Origin of the sequence: Verrucosispora sp. WMMD573 (assembly GCF_027497175.1) — a bacterium.
Classification (GTDB): Bacteria; Actinomycetota; Actinomycetes; order Mycobacteriales; family Micromonosporaceae; genus Micromonospora.
Map to the genome: position 1 here is coordinate 1 of NZ_CP114901.1, position 15,528 is coordinate 15,528.

At 71.3% G+C, this 15,528-nt stretch carries 11 protein-coding genes; 4 read left to right on the forward strand and 7 right to left on the reverse strand.

Annotation, left to right across the window (positions count from 1 at the left end):
• The first annotated feature begins 79 nt into the window (after positions 1-79).
• Entirely contained in the window at positions 80-1,447 is a 1,368-nt protein-coding gene (locus tag O7601_RS00005) for a hypothetical protein (RefSeq protein WP_281564275.1), read from the forward strand.
• Positions 1,448-1,491: 44 nt separating this feature from the next.
• Here O7601_RS00005 and O7601_RS00010 read toward each other — a convergent pair whose 3' ends face one another.
• The 3 genes from O7601_RS00010 to O7601_RS00020 all read right to left on the reverse strand — a co-directional run bounded on the left by O7601_RS00010 (position 1,492) and on the right by O7601_RS00020 (position 7,418).
• Entirely contained in the window at positions 1,492-2,190 is a 699-nt protein-coding gene (locus O7601_RS00010) for a lysophospholipid acyltransferase family protein (RefSeq protein ID WP_281564276.1), read from the reverse strand.
• A 150-nt stretch (positions 2,191-2,340) separates the two neighbouring features.
• The gene (gene ileS, locus O7601_RS00015) at positions 2,341-5,487 is read right to left on the reverse strand and encodes an isoleucine--tRNA ligase (RefSeq protein WP_281564277.1); all 3,147 of its coding nucleotides are present in this window, start codon (positions 5,485-5,487) and stop codon (positions 2,341-2,343) included.
• Positions 5,488-5,867: 380 nt separating this feature from the next.
• The gene (locus tag O7601_RS00020; RefSeq protein ID WP_281564278.1) at positions 5,868-7,418 is read right to left on the reverse strand and encodes an alkaline phosphatase D family protein; all 1,551 of its coding nucleotides are present in this window, start codon (positions 7,416-7,418) and stop codon (positions 5,868-5,870) included.
• A gap of 180 nt (positions 7,419-7,598) precedes the next feature.
• Between O7601_RS00020 and O7601_RS00025 the strand changes: the two genes are divergently transcribed.
• Together O7601_RS00025 and sigJ are read left to right on the forward strand one after the other, a co-directional pair.
• Complete coding sequence (locus O7601_RS00025; protein ID WP_281564279.1) at positions 7,599-8,039, forward strand: carboxymuconolactone decarboxylase family protein; 441 nt, start codon at positions 7,599-7,601, stop codon at positions 8,037-8,039.
• Complete coding sequence (gene sigJ / locus O7601_RS00030) at positions 8,036-8,914, forward strand: RNA polymerase sigma factor SigJ (RefSeq protein ID WP_281564281.1); 879 nt, start codon at positions 8,036-8,038, stop codon at positions 8,912-8,914. Before O7601_RS00025 ends, sigJ begins: the two co-directional genes overlap by 4 nt.
• Positions 8,915-8,928: 14 nt before the next feature.
• Here the strand turns inward: sigJ and ndk are convergent, their stop codons facing one another.
• Positions 8,929-9,354 (reverse strand): nucleoside-diphosphate kinase, encoded by a 426-nt coding sequence (gene ndk / locus O7601_RS00035; RefSeq protein ID WP_210941639.1) that lies wholly within the window; start codon positions 9,352-9,354, stop codon positions 8,929-8,931.
• A 141-nt stretch (positions 9,355-9,495) separates the two neighbouring features.
• Here ndk and O7601_RS00040 point away from each other — a divergent pair, with 141 nt between their 5' ends.
• Positions 9,496-10,992: a VOC family protein gene (locus tag O7601_RS00040; protein WP_281564282.1), complete on the forward strand. Its 1,497-nt coding sequence runs from the start codon at positions 9,496-9,498 to the stop codon at positions 10,990-10,992.
• 47 nt (positions 10,993-11,039) lie between these two features.
• On the opposite strand, the gene O7601_RS00045 is transcribed toward O7601_RS00040, so the two are convergent.
• The 3 genes from O7601_RS00045 to O7601_RS00055 all read right to left on the reverse strand — a co-directional run bounded on the left by O7601_RS00045 (position 11,040) and on the right by O7601_RS00055 (position 15,477).
• Positions 11,040-11,405: a DUF4233 domain-containing protein gene (locus O7601_RS00045; protein WP_281564283.1), complete on the reverse strand. Its 366-nt coding sequence runs from the start codon at positions 11,403-11,405 to the stop codon at positions 11,040-11,042.
• Positions 11,402-12,673, reverse strand: coding sequence for a folylpolyglutamate synthase/dihydrofolate synthase family protein (locus O7601_RS00050; protein ID WP_281567095.1), 1,272 nt, complete (start codon positions 12,671-12,673; stop codon positions 11,402-11,404). The genes O7601_RS00045 and O7601_RS00050 overlap by 4 nt, the downstream gene beginning before the upstream one ends.
• A gap of 185 nt (positions 12,674-12,858) precedes the next feature.
• A complete protein-coding gene (locus O7601_RS00055; RefSeq protein ID WP_281564284.1) occupies positions 12,859-15,477 on the reverse strand; it encodes a valine--tRNA ligase in 2,619 nt (872 codons plus the stop codon).
• Positions 15,478-15,528: the final 51 nt, after the last annotated feature.

Consider the following 15,528-nt stretch of genomic DNA (forward strand, 5'->3'; position numbering starts at 1 on the left):
CCGGCCTTGCCTCATCCCGAGTCGGTCCCGGTGGCACACCGGTACTAACCTCGGACCGGCGCGAGAGGAGATTGCCGCGATGCCGGAGCCGCAGCCGGGAGCCGACCGGCCGGTCGACGGGAGCCGTCCGGATCAACACCGGGACGGGGAGCCGGCGGTCACCCACGAACTGCCCACCGACCCGACCACCGCCGACGACCAGTCGGCCAGGCCAGACGAGGCTGAGCCGACCGGGAACGGGCTGGCCGACACCGAGCCGACCGACGCACCGCCCACCAAGGTCGGCCTGCCCACCAAGGTTGGCCCCCCGACCGACGCAGGGGCCACCGAAGCCGTCTCCGACGACGACCAGCCGTCGGTGGCGCAGGTCGGTCCGCAGGGCACCCGGGTGCTGCCCGAGTCTGCGCCGGAGGCGGCCGCCCCGCGCTGGAGCGGCTCGGCTCCGGTACCCCCGTCCGCACCGCGCCGACGCGGCTGGGGCGAGTCGGCGGAACCCACCCCGCCGCCGGCGACGCCGGTGCCGCAGCCGGAGCACCAGACACCTGTCGACCCGTGGGCCGGCGTCGACACCAGCGGCTGGGACCTTCCCTCGACCGACTTTCCCGCCCTGCCACCGACGCTGTCCTACCCGAGTCCGCCGCCGACCCGGCCGTACTCCGGGCCCCCGGTGTCCCCGGCACCGGTCTCGCCCCATCCGCCGCCGGCGGTCGCGCCACAGCCACAACCCCCGCCGGTCGCGCCACAGCAGCCGCAACCACCCGGGCCCTACCCGCCCATCCCGGCCGGCCCACCGGCACCGTCGCGTGGTCGGCGGGGCAGGAAGAAGTCCAAGGTTGGACCGGTCGCACCCCCACCGGGTTGGCAGCCGCCCTCGGGGTACGTCCCGGTGCCGGTCCGCAAACGTCGCCGCTGGCCCTGGTTGCTGCTGCTGACCCTCGCGTGCTGCTGCGGCTGCCCGGCCTACTACGGCATGCCGATGGCCAGCCAGTACCCGGCGAAGGCCGCGTTGCCGCAGCAGGTGGCCGACCTGCGGCTGCGGGAGGACCCGCGCAGCACCCGCGACGCCCGCCAGCTGGAGACCCAGATGCGCCAGTCGCACTGGCTCGCCGAGGACACCTTCGCCGGGATCTACCACACGAGCAACGGCAAGCGGGTGACCGTCTTCGGCGGCACCGGTTTCCGGTTCGCCCCGTCGGCGGACGCCGACGCCGAGATCGAACGCCTCACCGACCAGTACGCCCTCGGCGACATGCAGATCATGGAGACCGGTGTCCGGGGTCGCCACGAACGTTGCGCGGTGGGACGCACCGACGGGCTCGGCGCGGTGGTGTGCACCTCGGTCGACCACGGCAGCATCACCACGGGTGTCTTCACCGGGCTCTCCGTGGACGACAGCTCCCGACTGCTGGCCACCCTACGGGACCAGATCGTCACCGCGGACGGCTGATCGGATCGACGACGGCACGCCGTGGGCGCACCCGGCGGGACGGCTCAGCGGGCGTCGGTCTCCCCGGTGACCGGCGGATGGGCCCGCGGCGGCGCGTAGCGGGAGACGTACTCCTGACCGGTGAGCTTCTGGATCTCACCCATCATCTCGTCGGTCATCTGCCGCAGCGACAGCCGGTCGTCCGGCCGGCCGGTGAAGTCGAGCGGCTTGCCGAACTTGATGGTGATCTTGCCCGTGAAGGGGCGCGGCACCCGGGCACCGATCGGCTGCACCTTCTCGGTGCCGATCATGCCCACCGGAATGATCGGCACACCGGCCGCGATGGCGAGCCGGACCGCACCGGTGCGCCCCCGGTACAGTCGCCCGTCCGGCGAACGGGTGCCCTCCGGGTATACCACCACCAGGTCGCCGCCCTTGAGCGCCGGAATGGCGGCGTCGAACGCGGCGAGCGCGGCGCGCCCGCCGGCCCGCTCCACCGGAATCGCACCGAGACCGGTGAGGACGAACTTGGAGAAGCGGCCCTTGACGCCGGTGCCGGTGAAATACTCGGACTTCGCCCAGAACGCCAGGTGCCGGGGTACCACCGTGCCGAGGAACAGTTCGTCGGCCACCGACAGGTGGTTGCCGGCGAAGATCGCGCCGCCCTTGTCCGGGATGTGCTCCAGCCCCTCCACCGTCGGACGGAACGCCAGCCGCATCGCGGGCCCCACGGTGAGCTTGCCGATGGTGTAGAGCAGCGGCACTGGTCCTCCGGCGGATCGAGTGAGGTAAGAGGCGGTGTCACCGTAGCGGACCGCCCCACGACAGCATGCGTGAGGTCGGGCTGGTCCGCTGGCTGAGTACGGGTCGCCGGGAAGAGGCCCCTCCGGCCGGAAGGGGCCCCTCCGGGCAACTCAGACGCGACGAACGACCACCGTCACCGGCACGCCCTCGCCGACCTCACCGGCGAAGCCGTCGACCCCGTCGGCGAAGTCGATGCTGTCGGCGAGCACCTCCCGGGTCACGAAGTCCCGGTACCCGGCCACCGCAACCCGTACCTCGTCGGCGCCCGACGCGGTCACCGCGATCCGGTCGGACACGTCGAGGTCGGCGTCGCGGCGGGCCTGCTGCACCACCCGGACGAAGTCCCGGGCCACCCCCTCGGCGGCCAGTTCGGCGGTGACCGTGGTGTCCAGCACCACCACCCCCTCGCCGCCGGGCAGTGGCGCCGAATGCTCCGCGTCGGCGGCGACCAGCCGCAGCTCGTACTCGCCCTCGGCCAGGGTGACTCCGGCGGCCACCGGAGCGCCGTCGACCAGCTCCCACTCCCCCGCCTTGACCGCCTTGATCACCTGCTGCACCTGCTTGCCGACCCGCGGCCCGAGCGCCCGCGGCACCACCGTCAACACCTGCTGGCAGTACGCCGACACCGCATCGGTGAAGTCGACCTCCTTGACGTTGACCTCGTCGGCCACCAGGTCCGCGAAGGGCCCCAGCTGCCCGGCCGCCGGGCTGGCCACGGTCAGTTTCGCCAGCGGCAGCCGCACCCGCAGCCCCTTGGCCTTGCGCAGCGACAGCGTCGCCGAGGCCACCGCCCGTACCGCGTCCATCGCGGCCACCAGTTCATGGTCGGCCGGGAACTCCTCGGCCACCGGCCAGTCGGTCAGGTGCACCGACCGCTCGCCGGTCAGCCCGCGCCAGATCTCCTCAGCGGTGAGCGGCGCCAGCGGCGCCACCACCCGGCAGAGCGTCTCCAGCACGGTCCACAGCGTGTCGAACGCGTCCGCGTCGCCCGCCCAGAAACGGTCCCGGGAGCGACGCACGTACCAGTTGGTCAGCGCGTCCAGGTAGGACCGCACGGTGGCGCAGGCACCCGAGATGTCGTACGCGTCCATCTGCGCGCCGGCCGTCGACACCAGCTCGTTCGTCTTCGCCAGCACGTACCGGTCGAGCACGTTCGTCGAGTCGGTGCGGCGACGCGCCTGATACCCGTCCGCGTTGGCGTAGAGCGAGAAGAAGTACCAGACGTTCCACAGCGGCAGCAGCACCTGCCGGACGGCGTCACGCACGCTCGACTCGGTGACCGGCATGTCCCCGCCACGCAGCACCGGCGAGGACATCAGCATCCAGCGCATCGCGTCCGAGCCGTACGAGTCGAAGACGTGGTAGACGTCCGGGTAGTTGCGCAGGCTCTTGGACATCTTGCGCCCGTCGGAGCCGAGCAGGATGCCGTGGCTGAGGCAGTTGCGGAACGCCGGCCTGTCGAACAGCGCGGTGGCCAGCACGTGTATCGTGTAGAACCAGCCGCGGGTCTGCCCGATGTACTCGACGATGAAGTCGCCCGGGTAGTGGTGCTCGAACCACTCACGGTTCTCGAACGGATAGTGCACCTGCGCGAACGGCATCGAGCCGGACTCGAACCAGCAGTCCAGCACCTCCGGCACCCGACGCATCATCGACCGACCGGTCGGATCGTCCGGGTTGGGGCGGACCAGCTCGTCCACCACCGGCCGGTGCAGGTCGCTCAGGCGTACCCCGAAGTCCCGTTCGATTTCGGCCAGCGACCCGTACACGTCCACCCGTGGGTAGTTCGGATCGTCGGACTTCCACACCGGGATGGGCGAGCCCCAGAACCGGTTGCGGCTGATCGACCAGTCGCGGGCGTTGGCCAGCCACTTGCCGAAGGAGCCGTCCTTGATGTGCCCCGGCGTCCAGTTGATCTGCTGGTTCAGCTCGACCATCCGGTCCTTGAACCGGGTCACCGCCACGAACCAGGACGACACCGCCTTGTAGACCAGCGGCGTGTCGCAGCGCCAGCAGTGCGGGTACGAGTGGGTGTAGGTGTCCTGCTTGAGCACCACCCCCCGCTCCCTGAGCTGGCGGATCACCGGCTTGTTGACGTCGAAGACCTGCTCGCCCTGGAAGGGCGGCACCAGCGCGGTGAAGCGGGTGTGATCGTCTACGGTGACGATGGTCGGGATGCCGGCGGCGTTGCACACGTTCTGGTCGTCCTCGCCGAAGGCGGGTGCCAGGTGCACGATCCCGGTGCCGTCCTCGGTGGTCACGAACTCCCCCCCGAGCACCTGGTACGCGTTCGGCCCGGCCTGCTCGACGAGGAAGTCGAACAACGGGGTGTAGCGGCGGCCGACCAGGTCCGCGCCGCGCACCGTGCCGACCTGCTGGTACCCGTCGAGCTCCTTGGCGTACGCGCCGAGCCGAGCCGAGCCCACCAGGTGACGAACGCCGTCGCGCTCCAGCACCGCGTACTCGATGTCCGGGCCGACGGCCAGGGCCAGGTTCGACGGCAGGGTCCACGGCGTGGTGGTCCAGACGCCCAACCGCACCGGCCCCCGGAGCAGTTCCGGCGCCGCGTCGTCGGCGGTCAGCTCGAACCACACCGTCAGCGTCGGGTCGTGTCGGTCGCGGTAGACGTCGTCCATCCGGGTCTCGGTGTTCGACAGCGGCGTCTCGCACCGCCAGCAGTACGCCAACACCCGGAAGCCCTCGTAGACCAGGCCCTTGTCGTGCAGGGTCTTGAAGGCCCACATGACGCTTTCCATGTAGTCCAGGTCGAGGGTCTTGTAGTCGTTGGTGAAGTCGACCCATCGGGCCTGGCGGGTGACGTACCGCTCCCAGTCCTGGGTGAACTCCAGCACCGAGCTGCGGCAGGCGTCGTTGAACCGGGCCACACCGAGGTCGAGGATCTCCGCCTTGCTGGTGATGCCGAGCTGCTTCTCGGCTACCACCTCGGCGGGAAGGCCGTGGCAGTCCCAACCGAAGCGCCGCTCCACCCGCCGGCCGCGCATGGTCTGGTAACGCGGCACCACGTCCTTGACGTACCCGGTGAACAGGTGGCCGTAGTGCGGCAGCCCGTTGGCGAACGGCGGGCCGTCGTAGAAGACGTACTCGTTCTTCCCCTGGTCGCCGGCCGGGCGGGCATCCACGGACGCCTCGAAGGTCTTGTCGGCCGTCCAGTGCTCCAGGACCCGGCGCTCGACCGCGGGCAGGTCCGGGCTCGCCGGTACGCCGCCGGCGGTCGGGTCGTGCAACGGATAGGCCATCGGGGGTCGCTCTCCTCGCTGACGCTCACTGTCGTGGGTCTGCGAGGACGAGCCTTGCCGGTACGCCGTCACCGGCGCCCCGGGCCAAGCCCGCGGTACCACCCCGCTTGGCGGTCAGGTTCGACCGCCCGCTCGTTGGTCGGCGATAACGGGCCGCCCCGTCCGGTTCTACTGAGCCGGTCACCCGGCCGTTCTTCCGGAAGCTCCCCGGTGATGGCCGGATCATCGCCCTACCCACCCATGATACCCACCCCACCCCCACCCCTCCCCCCAATAACCTCCACCCCTCAGCCACCGCGATCATGCAGTTGTGGCACCTGCCAAAACATGCCATCCAGCGCAATCCGGCAACCACAACTGCATGATCGGCCAGGGGTGGATCAGGGGGCGGGGAGGGTGGTGGTCCAGAGGGAACGTCCAGCGCGGTCGCGGAGGTGGACGGTGAGGGCTCGGGTGTCGGCGTCGATCTGGACCTCGCCGAAGTGTTGGAAGCCCTCTGCCGGGGAGGTGTTGGCCCGCGGCGGGGCGTTGACGAAGACGGCCTTCGGCCCGAAGGTGCCGTCCAGCGCGTTGGGGCCGAAGGCACCGGCGTGCGCCGGCCCGGAGACGAACTCCCAGAACGGGGTGAAATCGGCGACCGCCGCCCGCGCCGGGTCGTAGTGGTGCGCGGCGGTGTAGTGCACGTCCGCGGTGAGGAAGACGATCCCGGTCACCCCCGCCCGGTGGGCCGCGCCGAGCACCTGCGCGAACTCCAACTCCCGCCCGGCGGGAGCGCCCGGGTCACCCTGCGCCACCCCCTCCTGCGCGCCCGCGCCGTCGGGCACCACCAGCCCCAGCGGCAGGTCGATGGCGATGACCTTCCAGGCAGCCCGGGACCGGGTCAGTTCCCGGATCAGCCAGGCCCGCTGCTCGGCGCCGAGCAGGCCACGCTTCGGATCGGCGTAGGTGTTGCCGTCGTTGGGGTCCTTGTAGGTCCGCATGTCCAGCACAAAGAGATCCAGCAACGGGCCGTACGGCAGCCGTCGGTAGCGCGGCCCGTCCGACGGCGTGGGCAGCCACTCGTCGAAGGCCCGCCGGGCCCGCGCGGCGAGCACATCCACCCGACGCTCGGTGTAGCGGCTGTCGGTCAGCACCTCGCCCGGATACCAGTTGTTCGTCACCTCATGGTCGTCCCACTGGTTGACCTGGGGCACCTCCGCGACGAACGCCCGCAGGTGCTCGTCGAGCAGGTTGTACGCGAACTGGCCACGGAATTCGGCAAGCGACTCGGCAACCTTGAGCTTCTCCGGCACGACCAGATTGCGCCACACCCGCCCGTCGGGCAGCGTCACCGTCTCGGCGAGCGGATTGTCGGCGTACACCGTGTCACCGCTGCACAGGAAGAAGTCCGGTCGGCGCTCCCGCATCGCCCGGAAGATCTCCATCCCGCCGAAGTCCGGTGCGATGCCCCAGCCCTGACCGGCGATGTCCCCGGTCCAGACGAACCGCACGTCGCGCCGCTGGTGCGGCATCGGGGCGGTGGTCAGCGAGCCGGTCAGCGGCGCGCTGGCCAGGCCCGGCCGGTCCAGGCTCTCCACCCGCACCCGGTAGTGCAGCCGCTCGGCGCCGGGCAGCCCGCGTAGCCGCACCCTGCCGGTGAAGTCGGTCTCCGGGGTCAGCACCGGCCCACGTACCCGACGGGCACCCCGCAGGTCGGGCCGGCGGGACACCTCCACCATCATCCGCCCCGGGCGGTCGGCCCGGGTCCAGAGCACCGTCGAGTCCGCCGTGGCGGCTCCGCTCTGCACTCCGTGTGTCAGCATCGGCCGCCCGGCGGGCCGCCAGGCCGGCCCGGCGAGCGCGCCCGGTCCACCCAACAGCACACCACCGGCCACCCCGGTGCCGGCGAGCAGGCCGGCCCGCAGCAGGGTACGTCGGTCGAGTTCGGTCATCTTTCCTCCTGATTGAGGGGTCTGACCGCTTCGGTCTACCGGGCGGACGTGGCCGTCGGCGTCTGTCCGGGTGACCGTCGCCGGAACGGTGCATGACCGGCGTCACATGCCCCATTTGTCACGCGACGGGCCGGGCGATCCGTCGTGGTGGTGTCAGACCGAACTATCGGGGAGGTTGTCATGCAGCGGATCAACGTGGCCGAGGTGGCGCCGGAGGCGTTCGGCACCGTGCTGGGGCTGGAGAAGTACGTCCGGGCCAACGTCGACCACACCGTGTTGGAGTTGGTGAAACTGCGCGCGTCGATGCTGAACGGCTGCACGTACTGCGTCGACATGCACAGCCGGGAGGCGCTCGGCGCCGGCGAGTCGAGCCGACGACTGTTCGCGGTGGCCGCCTGGCGAGAGGCGCCCTTCTTCGACGAGCGGGAACGCGCCGCGCTCGCGTTGACCGACGCGGTCACCCGGCTCGGCGAACACGGTGTGCCCGACGACGTCTGGGACGCCGCGTCGAAGGTGTGGTCGGAGAAGGCCCTCGCCGACCTGGTTCTGGCGATTGCCACAATCAACGTGTGGAACCGGATCGCGGTGACCTTCCGCAACGAGCTGCCGACGGACGTGTGAGTCCGGTCGACGCGGCGGAGGCGGCCGGTGCGCTCGACGCGCACCGGCCGATGCTACTCGGGCTGGCCTACCGGTTGTTGGGTAGCCGCCACGACGCCGAGGACGTCCTCCAGGAGGCTTACCTGCGCTGGTTACGGGTCGACCGCGCCGAGGTGAGCGAGCCGCGTCGCTACCTGTCCCGGGTGGTGACCCACCTGTCGATGGACCGGCTACGGGCCCGGCAGGCCGCCCGCGAGACGTACGTCGGGTCATGGTTGCCGGAGCCGGTGCCCACCGCGCCGTCGCCGTTCGGGCCGCTGGAGCGCGCCGAGTTGCGCGACTCGCTCTCCACCGCGCTGCTGCACCTGCTGGAGCGGCTCACCCCGCCGGAGCGCGCCGTCTATGTGCTGCACACCGCCTTCGAGCTGCCCTACGCCGAGATCGCCGAGGTGCTGGAGCGCTCCGCCGAGGACTGCCGACAGCTGCACCACCGGGCGAGCGTCCGCATCGGGCGCGACCAGCGCCGGTTCACCGCCGACCGGGCCGAGCAGGAACGGCTGCTGGAGGCGTTCATCACCGCCGCGACCGAGGGCGACCTGGCCGCGCTGACCGACCTGGTCGCCGCGGACGCGACCGCGTGGAGCGACGGCGGGGGCCGGGTGCGGGCCGCCCGCAACCCGGTCACCGGCGCCGACCGGGTCGTCCGGTTCCTGCTGGGCATCCGGGCGAAGAGCTGGCCGCTCACCGTGCGGCACACGGAACTCAACGGCCAGCCGGCCGCCGTGCTCAGCACAGCGTCCGGCGACGCGTACGCGGTGACGCTCGGCACGGCCGCCGGTCGGATCACTGACATCTTCGTGGTGGCCAACCCGGACAAGCTGCCCTGGGCGGCCTGAGCCGGGCGGCTGGCTCAGCCCAGTTCGGGGAACCAGAGCGCCAGCTCGCGCTTGGCGCTGTCGGCCGAGTCGGAGGCGTGCACCAGGTTCTCCCGGTTGGACAGGGACAGGTCGCCACGAATCGTGCCGGCGGCGGCCTTACGCCCGTCGGTGGCGCCGATCAGGCCCCGCACCACCTCGATGACCTGGTCGCCCGAGAGCACGAGCGCGACCAGCGGGCCACCGGTCATGAACGCCTTCAGCGGCGGATAGAACGGCTTGTCGACGTGCTCGGCGTAGTGCTCGTCGGCCAGCGCGGCGTCCATGGTCCGGGACACCATCGCGTCGATCCGCAGCCCCTTGCGCTCGAACCGGGAGATGATCTCGCCCACCAGTCCTCGGCGGACCGCGTCGGGCTTGATCAGGACGAGCGTGCGGTCGTCCGGGCTGCTGCTGGACACGCTGGGTTCCTCCTCAGAGCGGAAGCCGGTCGGGCTGGGTACGGTCAGCCTAGCGACCCGGTCCCGGCACCGGCGCGGTGGCCGGCCTTCCCCCGGCCCCCGATCCGGCCTAGCCTGGCCCTGACCCCCGGGAGGTCCACTGTGGCGAATGGTGGCGGCAACCGACCCATCGCACCGGTACGCAAGTTGATCGCCGCGGTGCTGGGCACCGTGGCCACCTTCGTCATCCTCTTCGGCCTGGGCATGACCAGCTGGGCGATCGTCGCACTCGGTGTCGCCCTGCTGGCCCTGGCGATCGCACTGGCCACCGTGCGCAGCGGGGGCCGCACCTGGGTGGTCGGCGCCGGCCATGTGCACAGCGCCTCCGAGCCACCGACCCAGTACGCCTTCGGTCGCTGCGAGCTGCAACTGGTGATCGACGCTCCCGGGCTGCCACCTCGCTCAAAGAAGATCATCGAGCCGCGGGTGCCGGTGTCGAAGTGGCCGTCACTGGGGCAGACCCTGCCGATCCGGGTGGCGTTGGACGACCCGCGACACGTCCGGGTGCTCTGGGACGAGGTACTCACCCACACCGAGGCCGGCAGCACCGCCGACCTGCCCCCCGAGTTCGCCACGGTGCCGCCGGACGAGGTGCTGATCGGGCAGGAGGCGCCACCGTGGGCCGGGCGGGCGCCGGAGGACGACTTCCACGACCCCGCCGCCGATCCGTCCGAGGGTCCACTCGGCGGTCCGTCGGACGGCCGACCGCACGATGCCGCGGCCGAACCGGTCGAGCACCACGAGACGGTGCGGGTACGCCAGCGCCCGGGCCGACCCGTCGTGCTGGAGGGAACCGTGGTGGAACGCCTCGACGAGCAGCGGCTGCCCCGCCGCGCCACCCCCGCGCCCCGGATGCCCGCCGACGAGCGGTTCACCGAGGAACCGTTCAGCCCGGCGGCGAGCTTCGCCGGAGACGAACCGGCCGACCCGACGGGCGATCCGGTGCCCTCGGGGCGATCAGCGCCGCCTCCTGCCGGCCCGTCCACGGGCCTGACCGACCCGATGGACCCCCTCGACCCGCTCGACCTGCCACTGGACGATCCGGAACCGCGCCTGACGGCCACCACCGACCGGCCGACGACCAACAGCCAGGCGACGCCCGCCGACCGCCCGACCTTCGACGATCCCCCGCAGTCCGCTGGGGACCGGGCGGAGGCGGTCGACGCGGAGGATCTGGACGAGGCGATCTTCGGCTTCGACCCGGACGCCGCCGACCCGGCGGCCCCGATCAGCGGGGTGGGCATCACCCTGCTGGTGACCGAGCTGTCCCGCTCGCTGGAGTTCTACCGGGACCGACTCGGCTTCACGGAGGTCGACCGGGGCGCCGCCAACGCGGTGCTCTCCTCGGGGGCGACCCGCCTGGTATTGCGCGAGGTGACCGGGGCGCAGCCGATCAGCCGTCGGCTGGTCCACGTCAACCTCGACGTGGACGACATCCAGTCGGCGTACGAGCGGCTGCGCGAGTCCGGCGTCCGATTCACCTACCCGCCCCGGGTGGTCAACCGGGGCAGCAAGTTGGAGGTCTGGGCGGCGGCGTTCCGCGACCCCGACGGGCACGGCATCGCGCTGACCCAGTGGCGGGAACTCGCCGAGGCGTGATCGAGGCCCTGGGCCGCCGTAGCCTGACGCGCCCGCCACGGTGGTCCTCAGCCCAGAATCACCCGACGTACGTGCAGCGCGTACGCCCACACCAGCGCGAAGATCACGCCCAGCACGAACAGCGACCAGTGCAGCAGGCCGGACAGCAGCAGCAGTCCCTGCAACACGGTGCCGGCGTGCCAGGCCCACGCCCGGCGCATCATGCCGGCGAGCACGGCGGCGACCACGGCCAGCGTCACGACCACGGCGATCGCCGCGCCACCTAGATCAGCACCGACCGCCCGGATCGGCTGGATCGCCAGCAGCAGCACCAACGCCTCCAGGGCGAGTGCAGCCGCACCGAGCCCGCGTACCGCCCGCTGCGGATTGCGCAGGCCCGATCGGCGGGGCTGGCCGTCGCCGTCGCCGGTCATCGCTTCAGCAGCCGACGGGCGTCGGCCACAGTCACCACGGAGCCGGTGATGAGCACCCCGACCCCGGCCAGCTCGCCCGGCACGTCCTCCTCGGCCAGCGCCACCGCCGCCTCGATGGCGTCCGGCATCTCCTCGGCCACCTCGACCCGGTCCGGACCGAAGACCTCCGCGGCCAGCGCGGCCAGTTCCTTGACCGGCAGCGCCCGGGGTGAGCTGTTCCGCGTCACCACCAGCTGGTCGACCACAGGTTCCAGCAGCTCCAGCATGCTGGCCGCGTCCTTGTCGGCGAGGGTGCCCATGACGGCGACCAGCTTGCTGAACGCGAACTCCTCCTGCAACGCGGTGACCGTGGCCGCCATGCCCTGCGGGTTGTGTGCGCCGTCGAGCAGGATCGTCGGCGCGGAACGCACCCGTTCCAGCCGACCCGGGGAGCTGGCGGTGGCAAAGCCTTCCCGCACCGTCTCCACGTCGAGCTGCCGGCGGGCACCCGCACCAAGGAACGCCTCGACGGCCGCCAGCGCCACCGCCGCGTTCTGCGCCTGGTGCGCGCCGTGCAGCGGGACGAACACCTCCTCGTACACCCCGCCCAGCCCTTGCAGGGTCAGCACCTGACCGCCGACCGCCACAGCCCGGCGCAGTACGCCGAACTCCGAGCCCTCCCGGGCCACTGTCGCGCCCACCTCCGCGCAGCGTTGCAGGATCGGCCGGGCGGCCTCCTCCTCCTGCGCGGCGGCGATCACAGTGGCACCGGGATGGATGATGCCGGCCTTGGCCACCGCGATGTCCTGGAGCGTGTCACCGAGCCACTCGGTGTGGTCGAGCCCGATCGGGGTCAGGACGCACACCCCCGCCTGGATGACGTTCGTGGCGTCCTCGGCACCACCGAGACCCACCTCGACCACGGCCACGTCGACCGGCGCGTCGGCGAAGGTGGCGAAGGCCAGCGCGGTGGTCATGTCGAAGTAGGTGAGCGGCTCGGCCGAACGGTCGTCGACCAGTTCGGCCAGGGGCTTCACCTCCTGGTACACGGCGGTGAACCGGGCCTCGTCCACCGGCTCGCCATCCAGGCTGATCCGCTCCCGCACCGTCTCCAGATGCGGACTGGTGTACCGCCCGGTGTGCAGCCCGAACGCCCGCAGCAGCGAGTCGATCATCCTGGCCGTGGAGGTCTTGCCGTTGGTCCCGGTCAGGTGGATCGACGGGTACGCCCGCTGCGGGCTGCCCAGCAGGTCCAGCAGGGACGAGATGCGGTCCAGCTCGAAGACCATCCGGGTGAAGCCGCGCGCGGCCAGCTCCGCCTCCACCTGCGCGAAGGCGGCACGCTCGGCCCGACCGGTCCGCTCCCGGCGGTCCGCGCCCGCACGATCCACGGTACGGGCGCGGTCGGTCGGTTCACTGAGTTCGGCATCCGGCCGGTCGGCACGGACGCGATCGGTGCGGTCGACAGGGTCGGTCACGAGGAAAGTGCCTCCAGGGCAGCATCGATGCGAGCCAGGTCGGCCTCGGCGACCGCCAGTCGTTCGCGGATCTTGTATACGACGTGCTCGGGGGCCTTACCGACGAACGCCGGGTTGTCCAGCTTCGCCCGTGCCTGCCCCGCCTCCTTCTCCGCCGCCGCGCGATCCTTGGTCAACCGAGCCCGCTCCGCGGCGACGTCGATCGAGCCCCGGGTGTCCAACGCGACACTTACCTCTCCCGGCATGGCCAACGTCGCGCTGGCCTGGAAATCGTCACCGGCCGGATCCAGCCGCGCCAGCGACCGGATCAACGGCTCGTGCGCCGCCACCCCGGCGCCGGACAACCCGTCGAGCCGCGCCGCGACCCGCTGGGTCGGACGCAGGCCCTGGTCGGAACGGAACCGGCGGACCTCGGTCACCACCCGCTGGAGGGTGGTCACCTCCGTCTCGGCGGCGTCGTCGATCAACGCCCGGTCAGCCGAGGGCCAGGTCGCCGTCAGCACCGTCTCGCCGCCGGTGAGTGCCGTCCACAGCTCCTCCGTGACGAACGGGATAACCGGGTGCAGCAGCCGCAGCAGCTGGTCCAGCACGTGGCCGAGGACCCGGCGGCTGACCTCGGCCGGTTCGCCACCGCCGGCCAGCACCGGCTTGCTCAGCTCCACGTACCAGTCGCAGACGTCGTCCCAGGCGAAGTGGTACAGCAGGTCACAGACCTTGGCGAACTCGTACGCCTCGAACTGCTCGTCGACCTCGGCGGTGACGTGGGCCAGTCGGGACAGGATCCACCGGTCGACGGTCGACAGCCGTCCGGCGTCCGGCATCGGGCCGTCGGTGTGCGCACCGTTGATCAAGGCGAACCGGGTGGCGTTCCAGAGCTTGTTGCAGAAGTTGCGTGACCCCTGGCACCACTCCTCGCTGACCGGCACGTCGCCGCCGGGGTTGGCGCCCCGGGCCAGGGTGAACCGGGTGGCGTCGGCACCGTAGCGGTCGATCCAGTCCAGTGGATCCACCACGTTGCCGAAGGACTTGGACATCTTCTTGCCGTGCTCGTCCCGAACCATCCCGTGCAGGGCGATCACGTCGAACGGCTGCCGGCCGTCCATCGCGTACAGGCCGAACATCATCATCCGGGCGACCCAGAAGAACAGGATGTCGTACCCGGTGACCAGCACGCTTGTCGGGTAGAACTTCGCCAGGTCCGGGGTCTGCTCGGGCCAGCCCAGCGTGGAGAACGGCCAGAGTCCGCTGGAGAACCAGGTGTCCAGCACGTCCTCGTCCTGGTGCCAGCCCTCGCCGGTCGGCGGTTGCTCATCGGGGCCGACGCAGACCACCTCGCCGGCGGGGCCGTACCAGACCGGGATCCGGTGGCCCCACCAGAGCTGCCGGGAGATGCACCAGTCGTGCATGTTGTCGACCCAGGCGAAGTAGCGCTTGGCAAGTTCCGCCGGCTCGATGCGCACCCGACCGTCGCGTACCGCGTCGCCGGCCGCCTTGGCCAGCGGCGAGGTGTTGACGAACCACTGCAACGACAACCGGGGCTCGACGGTGGTACGGCACCGGGAGCAGTGGCCGACAGCGTGCACGTACGGCCGCTTCTCGGCGACGACGCGTCCCTCGGCGCGCAGCGCCGCCACGATCGCTGGCCGGGCCTCGAACCGGTCCAGTCCCTCGAACGGGCCGGGTGCGGTGATCACCCCCCGCTCGTCCATGACCGTCAGCGCGGGCAGGTCGTGCCGCTGCCCGATCTCGAAGTCGTTCGGGTCGTGCGCCGGGGTCACCTTCACCATGCCGGTGCCGAACGACGGGTCCACGTGCGCGTCGCCCACGATCGGGATGCGCCGCCCGGTCAACGGCAACTCGACCTCGGTTCCGATCAGGTGGCGGTACCGCTCGTCGTCGGGGTGCACGGCGACCGCCGTGTCGCCGAGCATGGTCTCCGCCCGGGTGGTGGCCACCACCACCTCGTCGCTGTAGCGGATCGACACCAGTTCGCCGTCGTCGTCGGTGTGCTCCACCTCGATGTCCGACAGGGCGGTCAGGCAGCGCGGGCACCAGTTGATGATGCGGTTCGCCCGGTAGATCAGGCCGTCGTCGTACAGCTTCTTGAACATGGTCTGGACGGCGCGGGACAGGCCCTCGTCCATGGTGAAGCGTTCCCGGTCCCAGTCGACCGAGTCGCCGAGCCGGCGCATCTGGCCGAGGATCGCGCCGCCGGAGGAGGCCTTCCACTCCCACACCCGCTCGACGAACTTCTCCCGGCCCAGGTCGTGGCGGGAGAGCCCCTGCGCGGCGAGTTGCCGCTCGACCACGTTCTGGGTGGCGATGCCGGCGTGGTCCATGCCCGGCAGCCAGAGCGCCTCGTAGCCCTGCATCCGCTTGCGCCGCACCAGGGCGTCCTGCACCGTGTGGTCCAGCGCGTGACCCATGTGCAGCGAGCCGGTGACGTTCGGCGGTGGGATGACGATGGTGAAGGGCTGCCGATCACTGTCCGCGGTGGCCCGGAATCGACCGTCGGCTACCCACTGCTCGTACCGTCGCTGCTCTACCTCACTCGGCTGATACTGGCCGGCGAGGGTCGGGGCGTCGGGGCGTCGGGCATCCAGTCTCTCGGTCACCCTGAAAGTCTACGGAGCGCTTCGACGGACCCGACGTGCGCCACCTGTCGT

Bases quoted from the DNA above. Each gene is read 5' to 3' on its own strand.
- O7601_RS00005 (WP_281564275.1), top strand. From the start codon at position 80: ATGCCGGAGCCGCAGCCGGGAGCCGACCGGCCGGTCGACGGGAGCCGT.
- ileS (WP_281564277.1), bottom strand. From the start codon at position 5,487: ATGGCCTATCCGTTGCACGACCCGACCGCCGGCGGCGTACCGGCGAGC.
- O7601_RS00025 (WP_281564279.1), top strand. From the start codon at position 7,599: ATGCAGCGGATCAACGTGGCCGAGGTGGCGCCGGAGGCGTTCGGCACC.
- O7601_RS00050 (WP_281567095.1), bottom strand. From the start codon at position 12,673: ATGGTCTTCGAGCTGGACCGCATCTCGTCCCTGCTGGACCTGCTGGGC.
- O7601_RS00045 (WP_281564283.1), bottom strand. From the start codon at position 11,405: ATGACCGGCGACGGCGACGGCCAGCCCCGCCGATCGGGCCTGCGCAAT.
- O7601_RS00020 (WP_281564278.1), bottom strand. From the start codon at position 7,418: ATGACCGAACTCGACCGACGTACCCTGCTGCGGGCCGGCCTGCTCGCC.